The organism is Mesorhizobium sp. J18 (genome assembly GCF_007829525.1).
In the GTDB taxonomy this organism is placed as follows: Bacteria; Pseudomonadota; Alphaproteobacteria; order Rhizobiales; family Rhizobiaceae; genus VLJP01.
Genome location: NZ_VLJP01000056.1, coordinates 1 through 19,563 on the forward strand (window position 1 = coordinate 1; position 19,563 = coordinate 19,563).

A 19,563-nucleotide genomic window follows, 5' to 3' on the forward strand; every position below is an offset into this window, starting at 1 on the left:
TATGCGTGTTGGCCGTTGCCCCTGAAGACGGCGGAGCCGGCGACCAGCACATTGGCGCCGGCGGCAACCACCTGCGGCGCCGTCTCCGGCGTGACGCCGCCATCGACCTCGATATCGATCGGCCGCTCACCGACCAGCGCCTTGACGCGGCGGATCTTCTCCACCACCGCCGGGATGAAGGCCTGGCCCCCGAAGCCCGGATTGACCGTCATCAGCAGGATGAGGTCGAGCCGGTCGAGCACATATTCGATGACGCTTTCCGGCGTCGACGGGTTGAGCGAGACACCAGCCTTTTTGCCGAGGCTCCTGATCGTCTGCAGCGAGCGGTCGAGATGCGGTCCGGCTTCGGCATGGACGGTGATGATGTCGCAGCCGGCTTCGGCAAAGGCGGCAAGATAGGGGTCAGCCGGGGCGATCATCAGATGGCAGTCGAAGACCTTGTCCGTGCGGTTGCGGACCGCTTTCACGACCGGCGGGCCGAAGGTGATGTTGGGGACGAAATGGCCGTCCATGACATCGAGATGGATCCAGTCGGCGCCGGCCGTCGCCACCGCCTCCACCTCGTCGCCCAAGCGCGAGAAGTCAGACGACAGGATCGACGGCGCGATGAGAAGCGGCTTGGTCATGGATATCAGGCTCCAGGCGTGAGGCGAAAGCCTCCTCAGGCATCCGGCCTGACTAGCTTCTCACGCAGACAATGTCGAGCGGCAAGCCTGCGGGCGCTACAGGCGCGTTACCATCCGATGGGTCCCGGGATGTGCCATGCGCACCAACGTGATCGGCTTCTCCTTCAGCCATGTAATGCGTTCGCCGACGAACAGGGGAGCGCCAGCGCTCACATCGAGAAGACGCGCCTCCTCCTCATTGGCCGCTGCTGCCATGAAGGTGAATTCCGCGTCGGAGAAAGGCGCATGGGTGACCAGCCACTCGTTCGGGCCTATCGTTTCGAAGCTCTCCTGACGTGCCGCGGGAACAGCTGTGAGATTGATCCAGCGATCCTCGAACTGATAGGGCGCCCCATCAGCCAGATGCAAGCAGCGCACGTGAAGCACAAGCTCGCTCAGCGATAGCCCGAGCCGGGCCGCAATCACTTCCGGAGGCCTGTCGATCGTGCGGCTGAGGAGCCTGTAACGGTATTCCGCGCCACGGGCGGTTATCTCATTGCCCACAATGGGGATAACGAAACGCGCCTCGCGTAGCGGGTGCAAGGCGACGCGCGTGCCAGACTTGCGCCGGCGCTCCACGAGACCCGAGCGCGCCAGTTCCTGCAAGGCGCGATTGACCGTTGCCCGGGCCGCACCGAACTCGCGGGCAAGGACTTCTTCCCCCGGGATCAGCGTGCCCGGCGCCCAGACGCGTTCCGCGATGCGACGCGCCAGTTCTTCCTTGATGACGCGGAAGGAAATGCGGCCGTTTTTCACAGCCGGTCCATTATCAGGCGCATGGTCTCGCGATACCGGGCGCGGATTTCGCCTGCATGGATGTGCCGGCCGCTGCGTACCATGTGACGCCCGGCACTCCACAGATCCGTGATAGCGCTACCATTGCCGCAAAAGACCCAGCCGTCGAGGATCCCGTCGCCATCGCTGATACCGGGCAGGCGTTCCGTATCAATCGCCACAAGGTCGGCTAACCCGCCGGGAGTGATGGTACCGCATTCACGGCCCAATGCCTGCGCGCCGCCGGCAAGAGCCTTGCCGTAGAGCACGCGGCCGGCGGATTCCCCTGGGCCGGCAAGGACGACACGCGCCCTGTCGCGCAACCTTTGCGAATATTCGAGCTGGCGCAGTTCCTCGATTGTGCTGATGCGGATATTGGAGTCCGAGCCGACACCGAACGAGCCGCCCGCCTCCACGAAGCGCGGAGCGTCGAAAATACCATCACCGAGATTGGCTTCAGTGACCGGACAGAGCCCGGCAACCGCCCCCGTACGGGCAAGGCCGATGGTCTCTTCCGGCAACATATGTGTGCAATGGATGAGGCACCAGCGGCGGTCGACTTCGAAAGTGTCGAGCAGCCAGGCGACAGGCCGCGCGTCATGGACCGCCAGCATCTCGTCTATCTCGGCTTCCTGCTCCGCGATATGCATGTGGAAAGGGCTTTCCGGCCGCAGGGCCAGCGCAGCTTGGATATCGTCACGATTGGCGGCGCGAAGGGAATGCGGCGCCACACCGAGACCGACATCAACCGGCAGGGCCTTCAGAATGGTCGCGGCACGCGCCATGAGGGCTTCGAACCCGGGGAGATCATTGCCGAAACGCAACTGCCCACCGGCAAGCGGGCGGCCATCGACGCCGCCATGACGATAAAGAACCGGAAGAAGGGTCAGGCCGATACCCGTCTGCGAAGCCGCCGCGGCAATGCGCGCCGACAATTCGCCGACATCGTCATAGGGCGCTCCGCCCGGCTGGTGGTGCAGATAGTGGAATTCCGCCACGGCCGCGAAGCCTGCTTCCTGCATCTCCATGAATGCGAAGGCGGCGATCGCTTCGATGTCCTCGGGCGAAAGCAGATCGAGGAAGCGATACATGATCTCGCGCCAGGTCCAGAAACTGTCACGCCCAGCCGGCCCGCGCCTTTCGGCCAGCCCCGCCATGCCACGCTGAAAGGTATGGCTGTGGAGGTTCGACAGTGCAGGGAGAAGCGCGTCCACCTGTGTCATCTCGGGGCCAGGCCGCGTCTCCGAGTCGACCGTTGCGATACGGCCGTCAGCGTCGATGGAGACCTGCACATTCTTAAGCCAGCCTTGCGGGGTGAGGGCTATGCGCGCAAAAATTTCGGGCATCGGCAACACTTTCCGTTTGACTTGATTTGTATAGACATAATAGCGTTAAGTCCATACAAGAAACGGGAATAGCAGCCGATGGCCCGGAAGACGATTACGGGAATCCGTCTTGCGACGATGGAGCTGAATATGGGCCCATACGGGCTTGTCGATCGCGGTGCCGTCGCCGTCGAGGATGACCGGATCGTTTGGGCAGGACAGGAAAAGGACCTCCCCGCCGAGTGGCGCAAGGCTGAGGCGGAGGATTTCGATGGCCGCCTGGCGACCCCCGCACTTGTCGATTGTCACACCCATCTGGTCTTTGGCGGAAACCGCGCCCGTGAGTTCGAGATGCGGCTGGAGGGCGCCAGCTATGAAGAGATCGCGCGCGCCGGCGGCGGCATTGTTTCGACCGTTTCTGCCACCCGCGATCTGGATGAGAACCAGCTTGTCCAAGCCGCCTTGCCGCGGCTTGATGCTCTGATCGCCGAGGGTGTCGCGACGATCGAGATCAAGTCCGGCTACGGCCTGACGATCGAGGACGAATTGAAGATGCTGCGTACGGCTCGCCGGCTGGGAACCATGCGCCAGATCCGGGTCGTCACGTCCTATCTCGCCGCGCATGCGGTTCCGGCCGAATACAAGTCCCACGCCGATGCCTATATCGACGAGGTGGTGCTGCCGGGCTTGGAAGCTGCCCGGGAAGAAGGGCTGGTCGACGCCGTTGACGGTTTCTGCGAGGGCATCGCTTTTTCACCGGAACAGATGGCCCGCGTCTTCGACAGGGCGCGCTCGCTCGGTCTGCCGGTCAAGCTGCATGCCGAGCAGCTTTCCAATCTCGACGGAGCGAAACTCGCAGCCTCCTACGGCGCGCTCTCTGCCGATCATCTCGAATATCTGGACGAGGAAGGCGTGGCCGCCATGACGAAGAGCGGCACCGTAGCCGTCTTGCTGCCTGGGGCCTTCTACACACTGCGCGAGAAGCAGGCTCCGCCCGTCGCAGCTCTGCGTGAAGCAGGCGTTCCGATCGCGATCGCGACGGATTGCAATCCCGGCTCCTCGCCGCTCGCCTCGCTGCTCCTGACCATCAATATGGCATCGACCCTCTTCCGGTTGACGCCGGAGGAGGCTCTGGCCGGCGTGACAAGGAATGCCGCGCGAGCACTGGGCCTACATCGGGAAATCGGCACGATAGCACCCGGCAAGCGCGTCGAGATCGCCATCTGGGATGTCGAACACCCGGCCGAGCTTGCCTATCGTATTGGCTTCAACCCCCTTCACCGACGGATGGTCGAGGCGGTATCATGACCCTCATTCTGCAACCGGGCGCCGTCTCGCTCGAAACCCTGATGAAGATTTATCGTGAAGCCGGGAGCGTGCGCGTCGATCCCACCTTCGATGAGCGGATTGAGGCCTCCGCCCGGCGTATTGGCGAGATAGCTGGCGGTGATGAGCCGGTCTACGGCGTCAATACGGGCTTTGGAAAGCTCGCCAGCATGCGCATCCCGGCCGCCGATGTCGCTACCCTTCAACGCAACCTGATCCTTTCGCATTGCTGCGGGGTCGGCGCGCCGCTCGGACCGGATATCGTACGGCTCATCATGGCACTGAAGCTCGTCTCGCTTGGCCGCGGAGCATCGGGTGTCCGCCTTGAGATCGTGCGGCTGATCGAGGCGATGCTGGAGCGCGATGTCCTTCCGGTCATTCCCGAAAAGGGTTCCGTCGGCGCCTCGGGCGATCTGGCGCCACTGGCCCATATGGCCGCTGCCATGATCGGCGAAGGCGAAGTCTTTTATGAAGGCACCCCCATGCCGGCACGCTCGGCTCTTCAAAAGGCCGGTCTCGAACCGGTCAGGCTCGCAGCCAAGGAGGGGCTCGCGCTGATCAACGGCACGCAGGTCTCGACTGCCCTCGCCCTCGCGGGCCTGTTCCGAGCGCATCGCGCCGCGCGTTCGGCGCTGATTACCGGAGCGCTTTCGACCGATGCGGCCATGGGTTCTTCGGCGCCCTTCCATCCGGAAATCCACACGCTGCGCGGCCATCGCGGCCAGATCGACACCGCAGCAGCACTCTGGTGCCTGCTGGATGGTTCGGAAATCCGTGAAAGCCATCGCGAGGGTGACGAGCGGGTGCAGGATCCCTATTGTATCCGCTGCCAGCCGCAGGTGGATGGCGCCGCGCTGGACGTCCTGCGGCAGGCTGCACGGACTCTGGAAACGGAAGCCAATGCGGTCACCGACAATCCGCTCGTGCTTTCGGACGGGTCCGTCGTTTCCGGGGGCAATTTCCACGCCGAGCCGGTGGCATTCGCGGCTGACCAGATAGCGCTCGCTATTTGCGAGATCGGCGCGATCGCCCAGAGACGCATTGCGCTCCTGGTCGATCCAGCGCTCTCCTTCGGCCTGCCGGCCTTCCTCGCCAAGAAGCCGGGGCTGAATTCCGGTCTGATGATTGCCGAGGTCACTTCGGCCGCGCTGATGTCGGAAAACAAGCAGATGGCGCATCCGGCATCGGTGGATTCCACACCGACTTCCGCCAACCAGGAGGACCACGTCTCCATGGCCTGCCATGGGGCACGGCGGCTGATCGCAATGACAGATAATCTTTTCGGCATTATCGGCATCGAGGCCGTAACCGCCGCACAAGGCATTGATCTGCGCGCGCCGCTGAAGACAAGCGCGGAGCTTCAAAAGGCACATGCAGCGATCCGGCAGGTCGTGCCGGAACTCGAAGTGGACCGCTATATGGCCACGGATCTCGAGGCAGCAATCGAGCTGGTGCGTTCCGGCGACCTGAATGCCAGCGTGTCGGAAGGCATATTGCCGGGACTGGAAGCGTGATCATGGCCCCTGTTGAAGTCAGGCGGGGCTCTTCACCCGTTATCCTCGGCCTGCCTCATACAGGCACCGAGGTGCCACCCGATATCTGGGACGATCTGAACGAGGAAGGGCACCGGCTGCGTGACACGGACTGGCATGTCCATCGCCTCTATGACGGCTTGCTGCCCGACGTTACCACGGTTCGAGCGCACTTCCATCGCTATGTCATAGACGCCAATCGCGATCCCTCGGGCCGGAGCCTTTATCCAGGACAGAACACGACCGGACTCGTGCCGCTCACCGATTTCGACAATCAGCAAATCTGGCGGGAAGGTCGCGAGCCTGACGATAGCGAGATAGAAAGGCGGCGGTCGCTCTTCCATCAACCTTATCACGCCGCTCTCGCCGAGGAGATCGAGCGGGTGAAGAAACTGCATGGCGTGGCCATACTTTATGATTGCCACTCCATACGCTCGGTCTGCCCATATCTGTTCGAAGGCCGCCTGCCGGATTTCAATATAGGTACTGACAACGGCAGCACCTGTGCCCCCGAGATCGAAACGGCAGTAGCCGCGATCTGTGCCGATGCCTCGGGCTATTCTCACGTTCTGAACGGCCGCTTCCGCGGCGGCTGGACGACCCGCCATTACGGCCGGCCGCAGGAAGGCGTCCATGCCATCCAGATGGAACTCGCACAGGCGACGCATCTGGAGACCGAAGAACCGCCCTTCGCCTATGACGAAGGCAAGGCCGAAAAGCTGCGCATCCATCTGCGCTCCATCCTGGAGCGGCTCGAAGAGCTCGCGCTGACACTGAAATCCGGAGAGGTCCGATGAACAATCCCCGCCACAATATCCGTGAGGTGCGTGCGCCGCGCGGCACCGATCTCAACGCGCTTTCCTGGCTGACGGAAGCTCCGTTGCGGATGCTGATGAACAATCTCGATCCCGACGTGGCGGAGAATCCGAACGAACTGGTCGTCTATGGCGGCATCGGCCGCGCGGCCCGCACCTGGGACGATTTCGACCGTATCGTCGCCACGCTGAAGACATTGAAGGAGGACGAGACGCTGCTCGTCCAGTCCGGCAAGCCGGTAGGCGTTTTCCGCACCCACACTGATGCGCCGCGCGTGCTGATCGCCAATTCCAATCTCGTGCCGCACTGGGCGACCTGGGATCATTTCAACAAGCTCGATCGTCAGGGCCTGATGATGTACGGTCAGATGACCGCCGGTTCCTGGATCTATATCGGAACGCAAGGAATCGTACAGGGCACTTACGAGACTTTCGTCGAGGCGGGCCGCCAGCATTACGATGGCAATCTCAAGGGCAAGTGGATACTGACCTCCGGGCTTGGCGGCATGGGAGGCGCGCAGCCGTTGGCCGCAGTCATGGCCGGCGCCTCATGCCTCGCCATCGAATGCGATTCCGACCGCATCGCCTTCCGCTTGAGAACCCGTTATCTCGACGAGAAGGCCGAGACGCTGGACGATGCACTGGCGATGATCGAGCGCTGGACCAAGGCAGGCGAGACGAAGTCGGTCGGTCTTCTCGGCAATGCCTCAGAGCTTCTGCCTGAGCTCGTGAAGCGCGGAGTAAGGCCGGATATCGTGACCGACCAGACTTCGGCGCACGACCCGCTCAATGGATATCTCCCGAAAGGCTGGTCCCTGGCCGAATGGCGCGAAAAACGCGAGAGCGACCCGAAGGCGGTGGAGAAGGCTGCGCGCGCCTCCATGCGCGAGCATGTAGAGGCCATGGTCGCCTTCTGGAACGACGGCATTCCGACGCTCGACTATGGCAACAATATCCGCCAGGTGGCGAAGGAGGAAGGCTTTGACAATGCCTTTGCATTTCCGGGCTTCGTGCCGGCCTATATCAGGCCGCTCTTCTGCCGCGGCATAGGCCCCTTCCGCTGGGCGGCGCTTTCCGGCGACCCTGAGGACATCTATCGCACCGACGAGAAGGTGAAGGAGCTCCTACCCGACAATCACCACCTGCATCGCTGGCTCGACATGGCGCGCGAGCGCATCGCCTTCCAGGGCTTGCCGGCACGCATCTGCTGGGTCGGCCTCGGCGACCGTCATCGCCTCGGTCTTGCCTTTAACGAGATGGTGGCGAAAGGCGAGCTGAAGGCACCCGTTGTTATTGGCCGAGACCATCTGGATTCCGGCTCGGTGGCTTCCCCCAACCGGGAGACGGAAGCGATGATCGACGGATCGGACGCGGTGTCCGACTGGCCGCTGCTCAATGCCCTGCTCAACTGTGCCTCGGGCGCGACCTGGGTATCTTTACATCATGGTGGCGGCGTCGGCATGGGCTTCTCGCAGCATGCCGGCATGGTGATCTGCGCCGATGGCACCCCGGAGGCGGCGCGGCGGCTCGAGCGGGTGTTGTGGAACGATCCGGCGACCGGCGTCATGCGCCACGCCGATGCGGGCTACGAAACCGCACTCGAGTGTGCGCGTGAGCATCAGTTGAACCTTCCCGGCATCCTGCCCTGATGCCGGCAAACGAGCCGGCAACTGACGACATCGAAACCGGACAAGGAGATCAGGCGTGACGAATAATTCGATGATCATGACCGGTGGCAGCCAGGTGCAGAACCTGCTGAAGCTCATTCTCTGCAGCGCAGTGGGTATTTTTGCCTTCTTCGTGCCGGTCACCATCGGCGGCAAAACCACCATTCCGCTCGATCACGCCGCCAACGCGGTGACCACCTTTGCCAAGCCGGCTGCAATCGTATTCGTCTGCGCGCTGATCCTTTACGGTGCGATTGCGCCCTTCATTGCCGGGCGGTGGCGCGAGGATACTGCCGCGATCATATTCTCCATCCTGAGGCTGTTGGGTGTCGTCTTCACGGCAATGTATCTCACCGGCATCGGACCAGCAGCACTCTTTGCACCTGACATGCTGCCTTTCCTGTTCGACAAACTGGTGCTTTCGGTCGGCATCATAGTGCCGATCGGCGCGCTGGCTCTGGGTTTCCTCGTCGGCTACGGTCTGCTCGAATTCACCGGCGTCATCGTACAGCCGATCATGCGTCCGGTCTGGCGCACGCCAGGCTGGTCGGCCATCGATGCCGTGGCTTCCTTCGTCGGCAGCTATTCGATTGCGCTGCTGATCACCGACCGCGTGTTCAAGCAAGGCAAATATTCGGTCCGGGAGGCAGCGATCATCGCTACCGGATTCTCCACCGTTTCGGCCACTTTCATGATCATCGTGGCCAGAACCCTCGGACTGATGGATAGCTGGAATCTCTACTTCTGGGGCACGCTGGTGGTGACATTCGTCGTTACGGCCATATCGGCGCGGCTCTGGCCACTTGCCAGTCTCGAGCATGGCGACCGCACAGATCCGCCATTGCCGCAGGGACGTAACCGTCTGCAAACAGCGTTCGACGAGGGGCTAAAACAAGCCGCATCCGCCCCGCCCCTGCTGCGGAACCTGGCGGACACTTTCGTCGATGGGCTGCGCATGGCCTCGATCATCCTGCCGAGCATCATGGCGGTGGGACTGCTGGGACTCCTGGCTGCGAAATACACGCCCATCTTCGATGCAGTCGGCGTGCTGCTTTATCCGTTTGCCTGGATCGGGCGCCTGTCGGAAGCCATGGAGGCTTCCCGGGCTATGGCATCCGGTCTTGCCGAAATGTTCCTCCCGGCGCTGCTGCTCAAAGACGCCGACATCGTGGTCAAATTCACCGCTGCGGTTGTTTCGGTGAGCCAGGTCTTGTTCCTGTCAGCCTCGATCCCCTGCGTGCTGGCGACCAGCATCCCGATCCGTTTCCGTGACATGATCGTGATCTGGTACATCCGCACCGCGCTCAGCATCGTGCTGTCGGCAGGCCTTGCCTGGTTGGCGTTCGGCCTCGGCTGGCTCGCCTGACACCGGTTGAGCCGATACTGAGCTGCGGCGCGCGAACGGCGTAGAGACCGCCGGTTGCCGATCCTCAACTGAAGGGTTGCGGAAAATATTGGTAGAGCCAGGTTTCAGTCAGCGCCGTGCCGTCATTGCCTTCGACATACATCCGCATGTCGATCGGTTCGGATCCTTCCACGATTGTGTCGAAGAAGACACGGAACAGGCCGGGCTGATCGACAACGTGATAGGCGTCCGATATCGCGACTTCACCGCGTGAGAGCGTGATCCTGGGCCTTGCCTGCCCGCGGCGGGCATTCCGAACCTTCTCACCGCGGAAATCGACCACGAAGCGTACCGCGCCTTCAGGTCGATCCTGGCCGGGAATGCCGCCGATACCGGTATAGGTGGCAACCACCCGGCCGAGATCGGCCGGGAAAGGCTCGTCGGCATCCCAGAACATGCGGTAGGAAAAATCCAGAGTACGGCCCGGCTCGACGGCACCGTCAGGCACCCAGTACATGACGATGTTGTCATGGATTTCGACATCGGTCGGGATCTCGACGAGTTGAACCTGCCCCTTGCCCCAATTTCCTCGCGGTTCGATCCAGACGGAGGGGCGGCGATCATAGAAGACCCCATCGTCCTGATAGTGGTTGAAATCACGATCACGTTGCAGAAGGCCGAAACCCTTCGGGTTCTCGTCCAGGAAGGCGTTGGTAACGGTCCAGAGCGGGTTGTTGAGAGGACGCCACAGACGCTCTCCGTTGCCCATCCAGATGGCCAGCCCGTCGGAATCATGGATTTCCGGCCGCCAGTCGATCGCCTGCTGCTTGACCGTTTCCGAATACCAATACATCGAAGTCAAAGGTGCGATGCCAAGCCTCTCGATCGGCTTGCGCGGATAGAGTGAACAGTCCACGTCCATGATGACGCCTTTTGTCTTTGAGCAATCAAAGGAATAGGCGCCGGTAATGCTCGGGCTGTCGAGAAGCGCATAGACGAGAACGCGGTCGTTTATTCCTTCCTTCCGCTCCAGCCAGATTTCGGAAAAGCGTGGAAACTCTTCAGGCTTCTGCAGCGCCGTATCCACGGCCAGCCCCCGCGCAGACAGACCATACTGGTTGAGGGAGCCGGAGGAGCGGAAATAGGAAGCGCCAAGAAAGGCCAGCCAGTCATAGTCCTGCGACTGCTCGTGCAGGCGAAAACCGGAAAAGCCGATATCGTCCGGAAGCGCATGGGCGGGATGGTCCGGCGGCATGCTGAAATAGCTTTGCCGATAGAGGATTTCACGCGCCGTTCCGCCCTCCACGACATGTATGTGGACCGGTTCCTGGAAGTATCGCCCAAGATGGAAAAGCTGGACCGGCGAGCCGCCTTTGCCGTCATTCCAAAGAGCATCATTCTTGTTGAATACGATCTTCTGGAAAGCGTCATAGTCAATCTTCTGAAGGATTTCGCCGTAAGGGGACTTGCCGTCCTTCCACGGTTCTCCGGCCATGACTTCCGCGCGCTGCTTCAAGGCATCGAAGCTGAAGGCTTGAGGCGGGCCGAATGTAAGATGCTCGCTCGTGGAAGCATCTTTGTCGTTTGCGGACGCACGGGCTGAAAGGGTCGTTGCGAGCAAGGACGAAAGGAGAAGCGAAAGCGTGTCCCGGCGGTTGATCTCAGCCATGCCTAAGAAATCTCCGTCGATTGGTGTCGGTCGCAACGATCGCGGGCGACCGGTCGGGAATCTGGATTCCCGTTGAAGCGTCCCGATGAGCTTTTCGCGGCGATAGTTAGTCGTCTGTCTGCCGCCGTGCAAGATTGTCACGGCTTGAACAGGTCACATCATGTAGCAGTTTGTGAACGCGCCGGAGACTAAGCGACTTTCTTCGCTTCCTCGCGGATTTCCTCCGTCAGCCGCATCTTGAGTTCGAGGAAGTCCGGTTCGGCCTTCATGCGATAGTGCCGGGGATGGGCGAGCGGTATCTGGACATCGGCCTTGATGCGTCCGGGCCGGGCGGTCATCACGAGGCAGCGGCTGCCCAAAAAGATCGCTTCCTCAATATCATGCGTAACGAAAAGGACGGTCTTGCGCTCAGCTTCCCAGATCGTCAGCAGAAGCTCCTGCATCAGGCCCCGTGTCTGGTTGTCCAAGGCACCGAAAGGCTCGTCAAGAAGCAATATGGCCGGGTCGTTTGCAAGCGCCCGTGCTATAGCCACGCGCTGCTGCATGCCGCCCGAAAGCTGCTTCGGCCAATGCTCCTCGAAGCCGGTCAACCCGACCTTGGAGACGTAGTCGGCCACGATGGCGTCACGCTCGCCCTTGGACATCTTCTTCTCACGCAGGCCAAAGGCGATGTTCTGAGCCACCGTGAGCCAGGGGAAAAGCGTATAGGACTGAAAGACCATGCCGCGATCGGCGCCCGGCCCGGTGACCGTGCGGCCGCGTACGGTAACAGAACCCGTCGTGGGCTCCTCGAGACCTGCCACGATCCTGAGCAGGGTCGACTTGCCGCAACCCGACGGTCCGAGGATGGTGACGAAGTCATTCTCCGCGACGGACACATTTATCGGTGTCAGGGCCTTGGTCGGCACGCCGCCACGCACGCCGGGAAAGATGCGCGAGACATTCTTGATCACCACCGCGCTCATGCAAAGCTCCATGGGAAGAGGCGGCGATTCACCTCCTTGAAGAGAAAGTCGGAAACAAGGCCGATCAGGCCGATGACGATAATGCCGAAGATGATCTGACCGGTATTCAGCAGCGCCTGTGAATCGACGATCATGTGACCGATGCCGGAGGAGGAGCCGATAAGCTCGGCGACGATGACATAGGTCCATGCCCAGCCCAGCACCAGCCTCAGCGTCTCCGCGATCTGCGGCGCGGAAGCGGGGATGAGCACGCGTTTGACGATGCCGGCGTCGCTTGCGCCGAGCGTATAAGCGGCTTCCACGAGGTCCCTTCGCGTCTGGCCTACAGTCACCGCGACCATGAGAATGATCTGGAAGACCGAGCCGATGAAGATGACAAGCAGCTTCTGAGTTTCGCCGATGCCGGCCCACAGGATCAGAAGCGGAATGAAGGCGGACGCCGGCAGGTAGCGGGCGAAGGAAACAAAGGGCTCGAAAAAGGCTTCCACAGCCTTCCAGGCTCCCATGGCAATGCCGAGAGGCACCGCCACGATCGCTGCCAGGACGAAACCGCCCAACACACGCCAGATGGTGATGCCAATGTCAGCCATGAAGCCGTATTCGGTCAGCAGGCTCCAGCCCTCCTCGACCATGCGCAGCGGGCTTGCGAGGAACAGGGGGGATACGAACCCGCCAAAGGTCACGAAAGACCAGCCGGCCACGAAGAGAATGAAGAAAAGGATGCCGAGCAAAACCCGCAAAGCTGTGGGCACCGGCTTCAAGGGGCGCAGGTAATAACCGGGCTTTTCGGCAGCCTCACGTGCCATAGGAACTAACCCCCGCTGATTGACAGGAAGCTGGCTTCATCGATTTCTCCGACTGGGCAGGAATGCAGCAAGACGGCGCGAGGACGGACCGTTGTAGTCCGGCTACCTGCGCGCCGCCTCCGATATCAAAACCGGAAGGGTTATTCCATCCAGCTTGTATCGACCAAATCGGCAGTCGCGGGAATTTCCTTGATGATGCCGATATCCTTCAGAAGGGGTCCTGCCTTGGCGTAGAATTCCTCGATACCGCCGGCCATGAAGGCCTCGTTGGCCTCTTCGTCCTGCCATTCCAAGTAGCTGGCAGACTTGCCGAATTCCTCGCCGCTCTGCTTCACGCCCGCGCCCATGATTTCATAGGCTTTCGCCTTATCGGTATCGATCATGTCGAGGGCGTCATAATAGCTCTTGGCGAGCGCCTTCACCGCTTCCGGATTGGACGAGATGAAATCCGGCGTGCAGCCGAAACTATCCATCACGACCGGATAGTCGATGGTGGTGGCGATGATCTTGCCCGCATCAGGATTGTCGCGCACAGCCGAAAGGTAAGGCTCGTAGGTCATTGCAGCGTCGTTCTGCCCGGCGATGAAGGACTGGGCGGCGGCAGAGGGCTCCAGATTGGCGATTTTCACATCGTCCAGACTGAGACCATTCTCGTTGAGCATCCAGGCAAGCACGAAATAGGGCGAGGTGCCCGGCGCGGAAGCCGCCACCGTCTTGCCCTTGAGGTCGGCGATCGCTTCGATATCGTTGCGGACAACCATTCCATCGGCACCGTGAGACATGTCGAGTTGGAAGAGCTGCTTCACGGCGACGCCGTTCGCATTCCAGATCATGAAGGTCTCGACGGTCGTGGCGGCGCATTGGATATCGCCCGAGGCGATGGCCAAATGCCTGTCCTTCTGCGGGATCATCTTGATCTCGACATCAAGACCGTTCTTCTCGAAAAGTCCGGCCTCCTTGGCGAGCGTGAGCGGGGCGAAGCCGGTCCATCCGCTCATTCCTATTGCCACTTTCGTGGGCTCCTGAGCCTGTGCCGTGGCGAGGCTTGCCAATATGGCCGCGAAAGCGGCCCCGATCCCGTATCCGAATTTCATGTTCCCGCTCCATGCGTGTTCTGGTTATCGATCCTCCCGTTTGGAGATTTGCATCATTGGTGCATCGGAGCAAGAGGATTGCTCGCCGTCAGCGATCTGCCGGCGGGCAGCCTGATTATTGCCAAGATCGCCTAGCGCGCCAGCCTGGTCCAGGCCGCGTTCTTTTTCGAGGACTTGACGCAGGCTTCGACGAAGGCAACCCCTTCTACGCCGTCCTCGACCGTCGGATAGACAACATCCCTCCCTGCCGATCCGCCCTTGCGCCGCGCAGCACGGATCGCACGTGCGGCCTCGGCATAGATATTGGCGAAACCTTCGAGATAGCCCTCCGGATGGCCAGATGGTACACGGCTCACGCGGCCTGCCGCCGCACCCGCGCCGGCGCCGTTGCGGGTGATCAATCGGCGCGGCTTGCCGAAGGGCGTGAACCAGAGATGGTTCGGCTGCTCCTGGTCCCATTCCAGCCCGCCCCTGCTGCCATAGACTCGCAGCTTCAAGGCATTCTCGTTGCCCGGGGCGACCTGGCTCGCCCACAGCATGCCTTTCGCGCCGCCTTTGAAGCGCAGCAGGATATGAGCATTGTCATCGAGCTTGCGGCCTTCGACGAAGGCAGTCAGGTCGGCGGCCAAACTGTCGAGCTCAAGGCCGGTCACAAAGCGGGCCAGATTATAGGCATGGGTGCCGATATCGCCCGTCGCGCCGCCGACGCCGGACTGCTTCGGATCGGTACGCCACGCAGCCTGTTTCGAGCCGGCATCCTCCACCTTCTCGGTCAGCCAGTCCTGCGGATATTCGGCCTGCACAACTCTAATCTCGCCAAGCAGGCCCTTCTGGATCATCTCGCGTGCCTGCCGCACCATGGGATAGCCGGTGTAGTTGTGCGTCAGGATGAAAAGCATGCCGGATTTCTTCACCAACGCCGCCAGCTTCTTCGCATCGGCCAGGTTGGAGGTCATCGGCTTGTCACATATGACATGGATGCCTGCCTCCAGAAACGCCTTGGCGGCAGGCCAATGCATATGGTTGGGCGTCACGATCGAGACAGCCTCGATGCCGTCGGCGCGCTTTGCCTCTGCCTTGGCCATCTCGGCGAAGGACCCGTAAATCCGTTCCGGATCGAGGCCGAGTTCGGTGCCGGAAGCCTTCGCGCGCTCGGGATCGGAAGACAAGGCACCGGCGACAAGCTGGAATTCGCCATCGAGCCGCGCGGCGATGCGATGGACAGCGCCTATAAAGGCACCTTGTCCGCCGCCCACCATGCCGAGACGGATCACGTCTCCGCCAGCCTGCGCCCTCAACCCAGTGACCATGCGATTTCCCTCCTGTCAGCTAGCTTAGTTGGAGACGGTGGCGTCGGCCCCCGTCCGCCACCGTCTCCGTCCCCCAACCGTGGAACGAGGGTCAGGATCCTAATCGATGCCCATCATCCTGCGAAGCAGGTCGCGGTCGGCTTTGCCGGCCGCAAAATCGTCGAACGCCTTTTCCGTCACGCGGATGATGTGGGAGGCAATGAAAGGGGCGCCTTCCGCCGCGCCGTCCTCCGGATGCTTGAGGCAACACTCCCATTCCAGCACCGCCCAGGAATCGTAGCCATACTGGGCCAGCTTGGAAAAGATGGAGGTGAAATCCACCTGTCCGTCGCCGAGCGAGCGGAACCGGCCGGCGCGCTGCAGCCATCCTTGATAGCCGGAATAGACACCCTGTCGCCCATCCGGGTTGAATTCGGCATCCTTGACGTGAAAGGCCGTGATGCGCTCGTGATAGATGTCTATGAAGGCGAGATAGTCGAGCTGCTGCAGCAGAAAATGCGACGGATCGTAATTGATCGTGCAGCGCTTGTGCCCCTTGAGCGCGTCGAGAAACATCTCGAAGGTCACCCCGTCGAAGACGTCCTCCGCGGGATGAATCTCGTAGCCGACATAGACGCCCTGGTCCTCATAGGCGTCAAGGATCGGCTTCCAGCGTCTGGCAAGCTCGGTAAATGCCTCGTCAATCAGGCCAGCCGGCCGTTGCGGGAAAGGGTAGAGATAGGGGAAGGCAAGTGATCCGGTAAAGGAAACGCTGACATCAAGGCCCATCATGCGCGACACCTTCGCCGCCCTGACGACCTGATCGACCGCCCATTCCTGGCGCGCCCGAGGATTGTTGTGCACCTTTTCCGGCGCAAAACCGTCCATCTGGGCATCATAGGCTGGATGAACAGCGACGAGTTGGCCTTGCAGATGCGTCGAAAGCTCGGTGATCTCGACCCCGGCCTCCTCGCAGACGCCTTTTACCTCGTCACAATAATCCTTGGAGGCGGCGGCCTTGTCGAGATCGAATAGCCGGCTGTCCCAGGTCGGAATCTGGATCCCCCTGTAACCCAGTGCGGCGGCCCATCTGGCGATCGAAGGCAAACTGTTGAACGGCGCCTCGTCTCCGGCGAATTGCGCAAGAAAAATCGCAGGCCCCTTCATCGTCGCCGGCATCAAGCCAATCCTCCCGATCTGTGGAAATGCGAAGCATGACCGTCGCTTCGCAAAAAGCTCGCTTAATCCTTCACAAATTAGGGGTTCCCTCAACCCCCTATCGCCCCCGCCCGCCTTATTGTGATCCCCATTGGGGTTCCTTTCCGTGAGGAACGGGTGGGATTTTGCAGATAGTTTGGAATCATTCCAAACTATAGATGATAAGTTTTGTCAGGTTTGGATTGACAGGTCATTTGCGAACGGCTTTTATGCGCTCGTGTCCGAAGGATGCGTCGCTTTGATGTCGGGGCCTTTAACCCTGTCAATTGGGCGGCGCCATGTCGACCCAGACGCGTCGCCTCTCCCGTGCGGCGCGCCAAGGCAGGCTTAATCGCCTTCATTCGACAGGCTCCCCCATTTGTACAGACCTCCCGGCTCACAAGGTGACGCCCTCGCGATCCTTGTGTTCAGGAGAGTTCGTCCGGGTCATGCTGGTCTGTCACTGCAACATCGTCACGCAAAAGGAAGTTGAAGAGGCGATCATAGCGCTTCTCGATGATGACCCTTGGCAGCTTCTGGTTCCGGCGAAGGTCTATCATTCGCTGAAGAAGCGTGGTCGCTGTTGCGGCTGCTTCCCAAATGTGGTGGATACGATCATTCGGGTAACCGAAGAGTATCACCGCCGTTCGGACACCGGCGGTGCTGAGATCGTGACACATCTGGACCGCGTGCGTGCATTGCGCGGTCAGTACGGGAGCAGAATGCATGAAAGGCGAACCACGGGTAATAGAGCGGCTTAACGAAGCGCTTTTTCTGGAGCTTGGCGCGGTCAATCAGTATTGGCTGCACTATCGTCTCCTCGATGACTGGGGCTACACCAAGCTGGCGCAAAAGGAGCGCGCGGAGTCGATCGAGGAAATGCACCACGCCGACAAGCTGGTCGAGCGCATCATTTTCCTCGAAGGCCATCCCAACCTGCAATCGGTTGGTCCGCTGCGCATTGGCCAGAACGTCAAGGAAGTGCTGGAGGCCGACCTTGCCGGCGAATACGACGCCCGCACCTCCTACAAGAAATCACGCGAGATTTGCCAGGAACTCGGCGACTACGTGACGATGAAGCTCTTCGAGGAACTGCTGAGGGACGAGGAGGGCCATATCGATTTCCTCGAAACGCAGCTTGAGCTCCTGAATTCGATCGGCGAAGAGAAATACGGCCAGCTCAATGCCGGTTCGGCCGACGAGGACGAGGACTAGCAGCAGCCATTTCCATGATCCGGATATGCCGGCACCCCGGCATATCCGGAGGCCAGAACCGTACCGGAATTGACGCTGCCTCGGGCTCCGATCAGCTTGATCGGCGACGGCTTCAAATGCTGTCGCAGACTGCGCTCCAGGCAAGCGCCTTGGACAAAGCGGTGACAAAGCGCGCGCCGCCTTCCTCCAAGGTACCGGAATTGTCGATGACGGTGGCGCCGGGCGTACCATTGGCGTAATTTGCATTGCGCTCCAGCCGCGCAAGTATTTCGTCGTGACTTTCGCGGCCACGTCCGGCGAGCCGCTCCGCCAGCACTTCAGCAGGAGCGGTCACGATGATGACCGCCACATTCCGGTAACGCGCTTCAATCTCAGGAATGGCCGCGCGAGAGACGTTGGCGACCACGACGCCTCCCTTGCGTAGGATATCGTCGACCTCGGCAGGCAGAGCATAGCAAAGGCCGTTTGCTTTCCACGATATCGAGAACCGGCCCTCGGCATGCGCCTTGTCGAAGGCCTCCTTGCTGATCGTATCGTGATCCTCGTTCGATGTGTCTGCGGGTCGTGTCACGATCCTTCGAACAAAAACGATCGCATCACTGCGCTCAGCGAAATGCCGCCGGGCAAAATCCATCAGCGTATCCTTGCCTGCACCCGACGGGCCGGCCACGGCAACGAATACGCCGTCACGGATTGGGAAGGCCTGTTCGGAAAGGGCCTTCTCGATCGTCGCCGAAACTATCATGCCACCCGGCGGCCCTCACGCCAGACGGTGCGCACCACCGGCACATGCTCGTCAACGCGCACGCGCACGAGATCGGCGCGGCGCCCTTCAAGGATCGCTCCCCGATCGTTCAGTCCGATAGCCTCGGCCGGGTTCTTGGATACCATCGCCATAGCCCTGGGAAGGGAAATGCCCTCCACCACCTCGCCCAGGAAGAAGGCGGACTGGATCAGGCTGAAGGGGATGTAGTCGGAAGACAGGATGTCGAGATTGTCGCTTTCGGCCAGAGTGCGGGCCGAAATGTTGCCTGAATGCGAGCCGCCGCGCACCACATTGGGCGCACCCATCAGCACGGCCATGCCGGCTTCCTTGGACGCCTTCGCGGCCACGCTGGTGGTGGGAAATTCGGCGACGCGCACACCCTGACTGACGGCTTCCTCGACATGTTCCAGCGTCGCGTCGTCATGGCTGGCGAGGACGATGCCGCGCTCGCGGCAGGCTTCCGTCACAGCCTTCCGGTTGGGTGCCGAATTTTCACGCGATTCCTCTATGCGCTTCTCGCAGAAGAGGCGGAATTGTTCTTCCGTCAGCTTCATCTTGCGCATGTAATAGAGCCTGTAGCTTTCCATCTTGGTGAACTGGCGCTGTCCAGGCGAATGATCCATCAGCGAAGCGAGTTTGACCCGTTCATCGCCATCGAAGTAAGCGAAGCCCTCCATGCATTCGGGCGAAGAGACTTCGCAGCGCAGATGCAAAAAGTGATCGGCGCGCAAACGGTCGGTCTTGACACTGTCCTCAATGGCATCGGCGAGTTGACGCATGTCGGCCGGCGTCAAGTCGGCGTCACCGTCGAGACCGATACGAAGCGCATCGAGAACCGTCGTGATGCCGGAGGAGGCGACCTGGGCATCATGGGCCAGCACGGCCGCGATCGGGTTCCAGCGGACCTTCGGGCGTGGCGCGTAGTGACCCTCGAGGTGGTCGGTATGGAGCTCGACCAGACCCGGGATGAGGAAATCGCCTTCCAGATCCTCGCCCCTGCGCGTGTCCCCGGCCGAAACATCCAGGATGCGGCCGTCACGGATCGCCACGCTGCCCGTGATTACCTCGTCGGGCAGCACGATCCGGGCATTCTTCAATACAGTTTCACTCATT

At 61.2% G+C, this 19,563-nt stretch carries 18 protein-coding genes; 7 read left to right on the forward strand and 11 right to left on the reverse strand.

Going from position 1 to position 19,563, the window contains the following annotated elements; all coding sequences use genetic code 11:
- The 3 genes from rpe to L598_RS17065 all read right to left on the reverse strand — a co-directional run.
- Window positions 1–626 (reverse strand): ribulose-phosphate 3-epimerase (rpe, locus tag L598_RS17055; RefSeq protein ID WP_144864477.1); only part of this gene is annotated, 626 nt, incomplete at its 3' end.
- Window positions 627–722: 96 nt separating this feature from the next.
- Window positions 723–1,421, reverse strand: a complete 699-nt coding sequence (locus L598_RS17060) for a GntR family transcriptional regulator (protein WP_144864479.1) — start codon at window positions 1,419–1,421, stop codon at window positions 723–725.
- A complete protein-coding gene (locus L598_RS17065; RefSeq protein ID WP_144864481.1) occupies window positions 1,418–2,785 on the reverse strand; it encodes a formimidoylglutamate deiminase in 1,368 nt (455 codons plus the stop codon). Before L598_RS17065 ends, L598_RS17060 begins: the two co-directional genes overlap by 4 nt.
- A gap of 78 nt (window positions 2,786–2,863) precedes the next feature.
- Between L598_RS17065 and hutI the strand changes: the two genes are divergently transcribed.
- From hutI to L598_RS17090, 5 genes are read left to right on the forward strand one after another with little or no spacing between them, the layout of a single operon-like run.
- A complete protein-coding gene (gene hutI, locus L598_RS17070; RefSeq protein WP_144864483.1) occupies window positions 2,864–4,072 on the forward strand; it encodes an imidazolonepropionase in 1,209 nt (402 codons plus the stop codon).
- Window positions 4,069–5,604 (forward strand): histidine ammonia-lyase, encoded by a 1,536-nt coding sequence (hutH, locus tag L598_RS17075; RefSeq protein ID WP_144864485.1) that lies wholly within the window; start codon window positions 4,069–4,071, stop codon window positions 5,602–5,604. The genes hutI and hutH overlap by 4 nt, the downstream gene beginning before the upstream one ends.
- Window positions 5,605–5,606: 2 nt before the next feature.
- A complete protein-coding gene (hutG, locus tag L598_RS17080; RefSeq protein ID WP_144864487.1) occupies window positions 5,607–6,419 on the forward strand; it encodes an N-formylglutamate deformylase in 813 nt (270 codons plus the stop codon).
- Window positions 6,416–8,086, forward strand: coding sequence for a urocanate hydratase (gene hutU, locus L598_RS17085; RefSeq protein WP_144864489.1), 1,671 nt, complete (start codon window positions 6,416–6,418; stop codon window positions 8,084–8,086). Before hutG ends, hutU begins: the two co-directional genes overlap by 4 nt.
- Before the next feature lie 55 nt (window positions 8,087–8,141).
- Window positions 8,142–9,470, forward strand: a complete 1,329-nt coding sequence (locus tag L598_RS17090) for a YjiH family protein (RefSeq protein ID WP_246658808.1) — start codon at window positions 8,142–8,144, stop codon at window positions 9,468–9,470.
- Window positions 9,471–9,534: 64 nt separating this feature from the next.
- On the opposite strand, the gene L598_RS17095 is transcribed toward L598_RS17090, so the two are convergent.
- The 6 genes from L598_RS17095 to L598_RS17120 form a co-directional block, all read right to left on the reverse strand.
- Window positions 9,535–11,118 (reverse strand): glucan biosynthesis protein D, encoded by a 1,584-nt coding sequence (locus tag L598_RS17095; RefSeq protein ID WP_144864491.1) that lies wholly within the window; start codon window positions 11,116–11,118, stop codon window positions 9,535–9,537.
- 188 nt (window positions 11,119–11,306) lie between these two features.
- Window positions 11,307–12,083 carry an ABC transporter ATP-binding protein gene (locus L598_RS17100; protein WP_144864493.1) on the reverse strand — a complete coding sequence of 259 codons (777 nt, stop codon included), beginning with the start codon at window positions 12,081–12,083 and terminating at the stop codon, window positions 11,307–11,309.
- Complete coding sequence (locus tag L598_RS17105; RefSeq protein ID WP_144864738.1) at window positions 12,080–12,853, reverse strand: ABC transporter permease; 774 nt, start codon at window positions 12,851–12,853, stop codon at window positions 12,080–12,082. Before L598_RS17105 ends, L598_RS17100 begins: the two co-directional genes overlap by 4 nt.
- Before the next feature lie 176 nt (window positions 12,854–13,029).
- The gene (locus L598_RS17110; protein WP_144864495.1) at window positions 13,030–13,983 is read right to left on the reverse strand and encodes an ABC transporter substrate-binding protein; all 954 of its coding nucleotides are present in this window, start codon (window positions 13,981–13,983) and stop codon (window positions 13,030–13,032) included.
- Window positions 13,984–14,114: 131 nt separating this feature from the next.
- Window positions 14,115–15,293: a Gfo/Idh/MocA family oxidoreductase gene (locus L598_RS17115; RefSeq protein ID WP_144864497.1), complete on the reverse strand. Its 1,179-nt coding sequence runs from the start codon at window positions 15,291–15,293 to the stop codon at window positions 14,115–14,117.
- A 99-nt stretch (window positions 15,294–15,392) separates the two neighbouring features.
- The gene (locus tag L598_RS17120; RefSeq protein ID WP_144864499.1) at window positions 15,393–16,451 is read right to left on the reverse strand and encodes a sugar phosphate isomerase/epimerase; all 1,059 of its coding nucleotides are present in this window, start codon (window positions 16,449–16,451) and stop codon (window positions 15,393–15,395) included.
- Window positions 16,452–16,918: 467 nt separating this feature from the next.
- Here L598_RS17120 and L598_RS17125 point away from each other — a divergent pair, with 467 nt between their 5' ends.
- Together L598_RS17125 and bfr are read left to right on the forward strand one after the other, a co-directional pair.
- A complete protein-coding gene (locus L598_RS17125) occupies window positions 16,919–17,230 on the forward strand; it encodes a (2Fe-2S)-binding protein (RefSeq protein WP_144864501.1) in 312 nt (103 codons plus the stop codon).
- The gene (gene bfr, locus L598_RS17130) at window positions 17,196–17,684 is read left to right on the forward strand and encodes a bacterioferritin (RefSeq protein WP_144864503.1); all 489 of its coding nucleotides are present in this window, start codon (window positions 17,196–17,198) and stop codon (window positions 17,682–17,684) included. Before L598_RS17125 ends, bfr begins: the two co-directional genes overlap by 35 nt.
- Window positions 17,685–17,796: 112 nt before the next feature.
- On the opposite strand, the gene phnN is transcribed toward bfr, so the two are convergent.
- Window positions 17,797–18,429, reverse strand: coding sequence for a phosphonate metabolism protein/1,5-bisphosphokinase (PRPP-forming) PhnN (gene phnN / locus L598_RS17135; protein WP_144864505.1), 633 nt, complete (start codon window positions 18,427–18,429; stop codon window positions 17,797–17,799).
- Window positions 18,426–19,562, reverse strand: coding sequence for an alpha-D-ribose 1-methylphosphonate 5-triphosphate diphosphatase (locus L598_RS17140; protein WP_144864507.1), 1,137 nt, complete (start codon window positions 19,560–19,562; stop codon window positions 18,426–18,428). The genes phnN and L598_RS17140 overlap by 4 nt, the downstream gene beginning before the upstream one ends.
- Window position 19,563: the final 1 nt, after the last annotated feature.

Coding starts and splice junctions, on each gene's coding strand:
- hutG (WP_144864487.1), top strand. CDS start 5,607: ATGGCCCCTGTTGAAGTCAGGCGGGGCTCTTCACCCGTTATCCTCGGC.
- L598_RS17115 (WP_144864497.1), bottom strand. CDS start 15,293: ATGGTCACTGGGTTGAGGGCGCAGGCTGGCGGAGACGTGATCCGTCTC.
- L598_RS17140 (WP_144864507.1), bottom strand. CDS start 19,562: ATGAGTGAAACTGTATTGAAGAATGCCCGGATCGTGCTGCCCGACGAG.
- hutI (WP_144864483.1), top strand. CDS start 2,864: ATGGCCCGGAAGACGATTACGGGAATCCGTCTTGCGACGATGGAGCTG.
- hutH (WP_144864485.1), top strand. CDS start 4,069: ATGACCCTCATTCTGCAACCGGGCGCCGTCTCGCTCGAAACCCTGATG.
- L598_RS17120 (WP_144864499.1), bottom strand. CDS start 16,451: ATGCCGGCGACGATGAAGGGGCCTGCGATTTTTCTTGCGCAATTCGCC.
- L598_RS17100 (WP_144864493.1), bottom strand. CDS start 12,083: ATGAGCGCGGTGGTGATCAAGAATGTCTCGCGCATCTTTCCCGGCGTG.
- hutU (WP_144864489.1), top strand. CDS start 6,416: ATGAACAATCCCCGCCACAATATCCGTGAGGTGCGTGCGCCGCGCGGC.
- L598_RS17110 (WP_144864495.1), bottom strand. CDS start 13,983: ATGAAATTCGGATACGGGATCGGGGCCGCTTTCGCGGCCATATTGGCA.
- L598_RS17125 (WP_144864501.1), top strand. CDS start 16,919: ATGCTGGTCTGTCACTGCAACATCGTCACGCAAAAGGAAGTTGAAGAG.
- L598_RS17095 (WP_144864491.1), bottom strand. CDS start 11,118: ATGGCTGAGATCAACCGCCGGGACACGCTTTCGCTTCTCCTTTCGTCC.
- L598_RS17065 (WP_144864481.1), bottom strand. CDS start 2,785: ATGCCCGAAATTTTTGCGCGCATAGCCCTCACCCCGCAAGGCTGGCTT.
- phnN (WP_144864505.1), bottom strand. CDS start 18,429: ATGATAGTTTCGGCGACGATCGAGAAGGCCCTTTCCGAACAGGCCTTC.
- bfr (WP_144864503.1), top strand. CDS start 17,196: ATGAAAGGCGAACCACGGGTAATAGAGCGGCTTAACGAAGCGCTTTTT.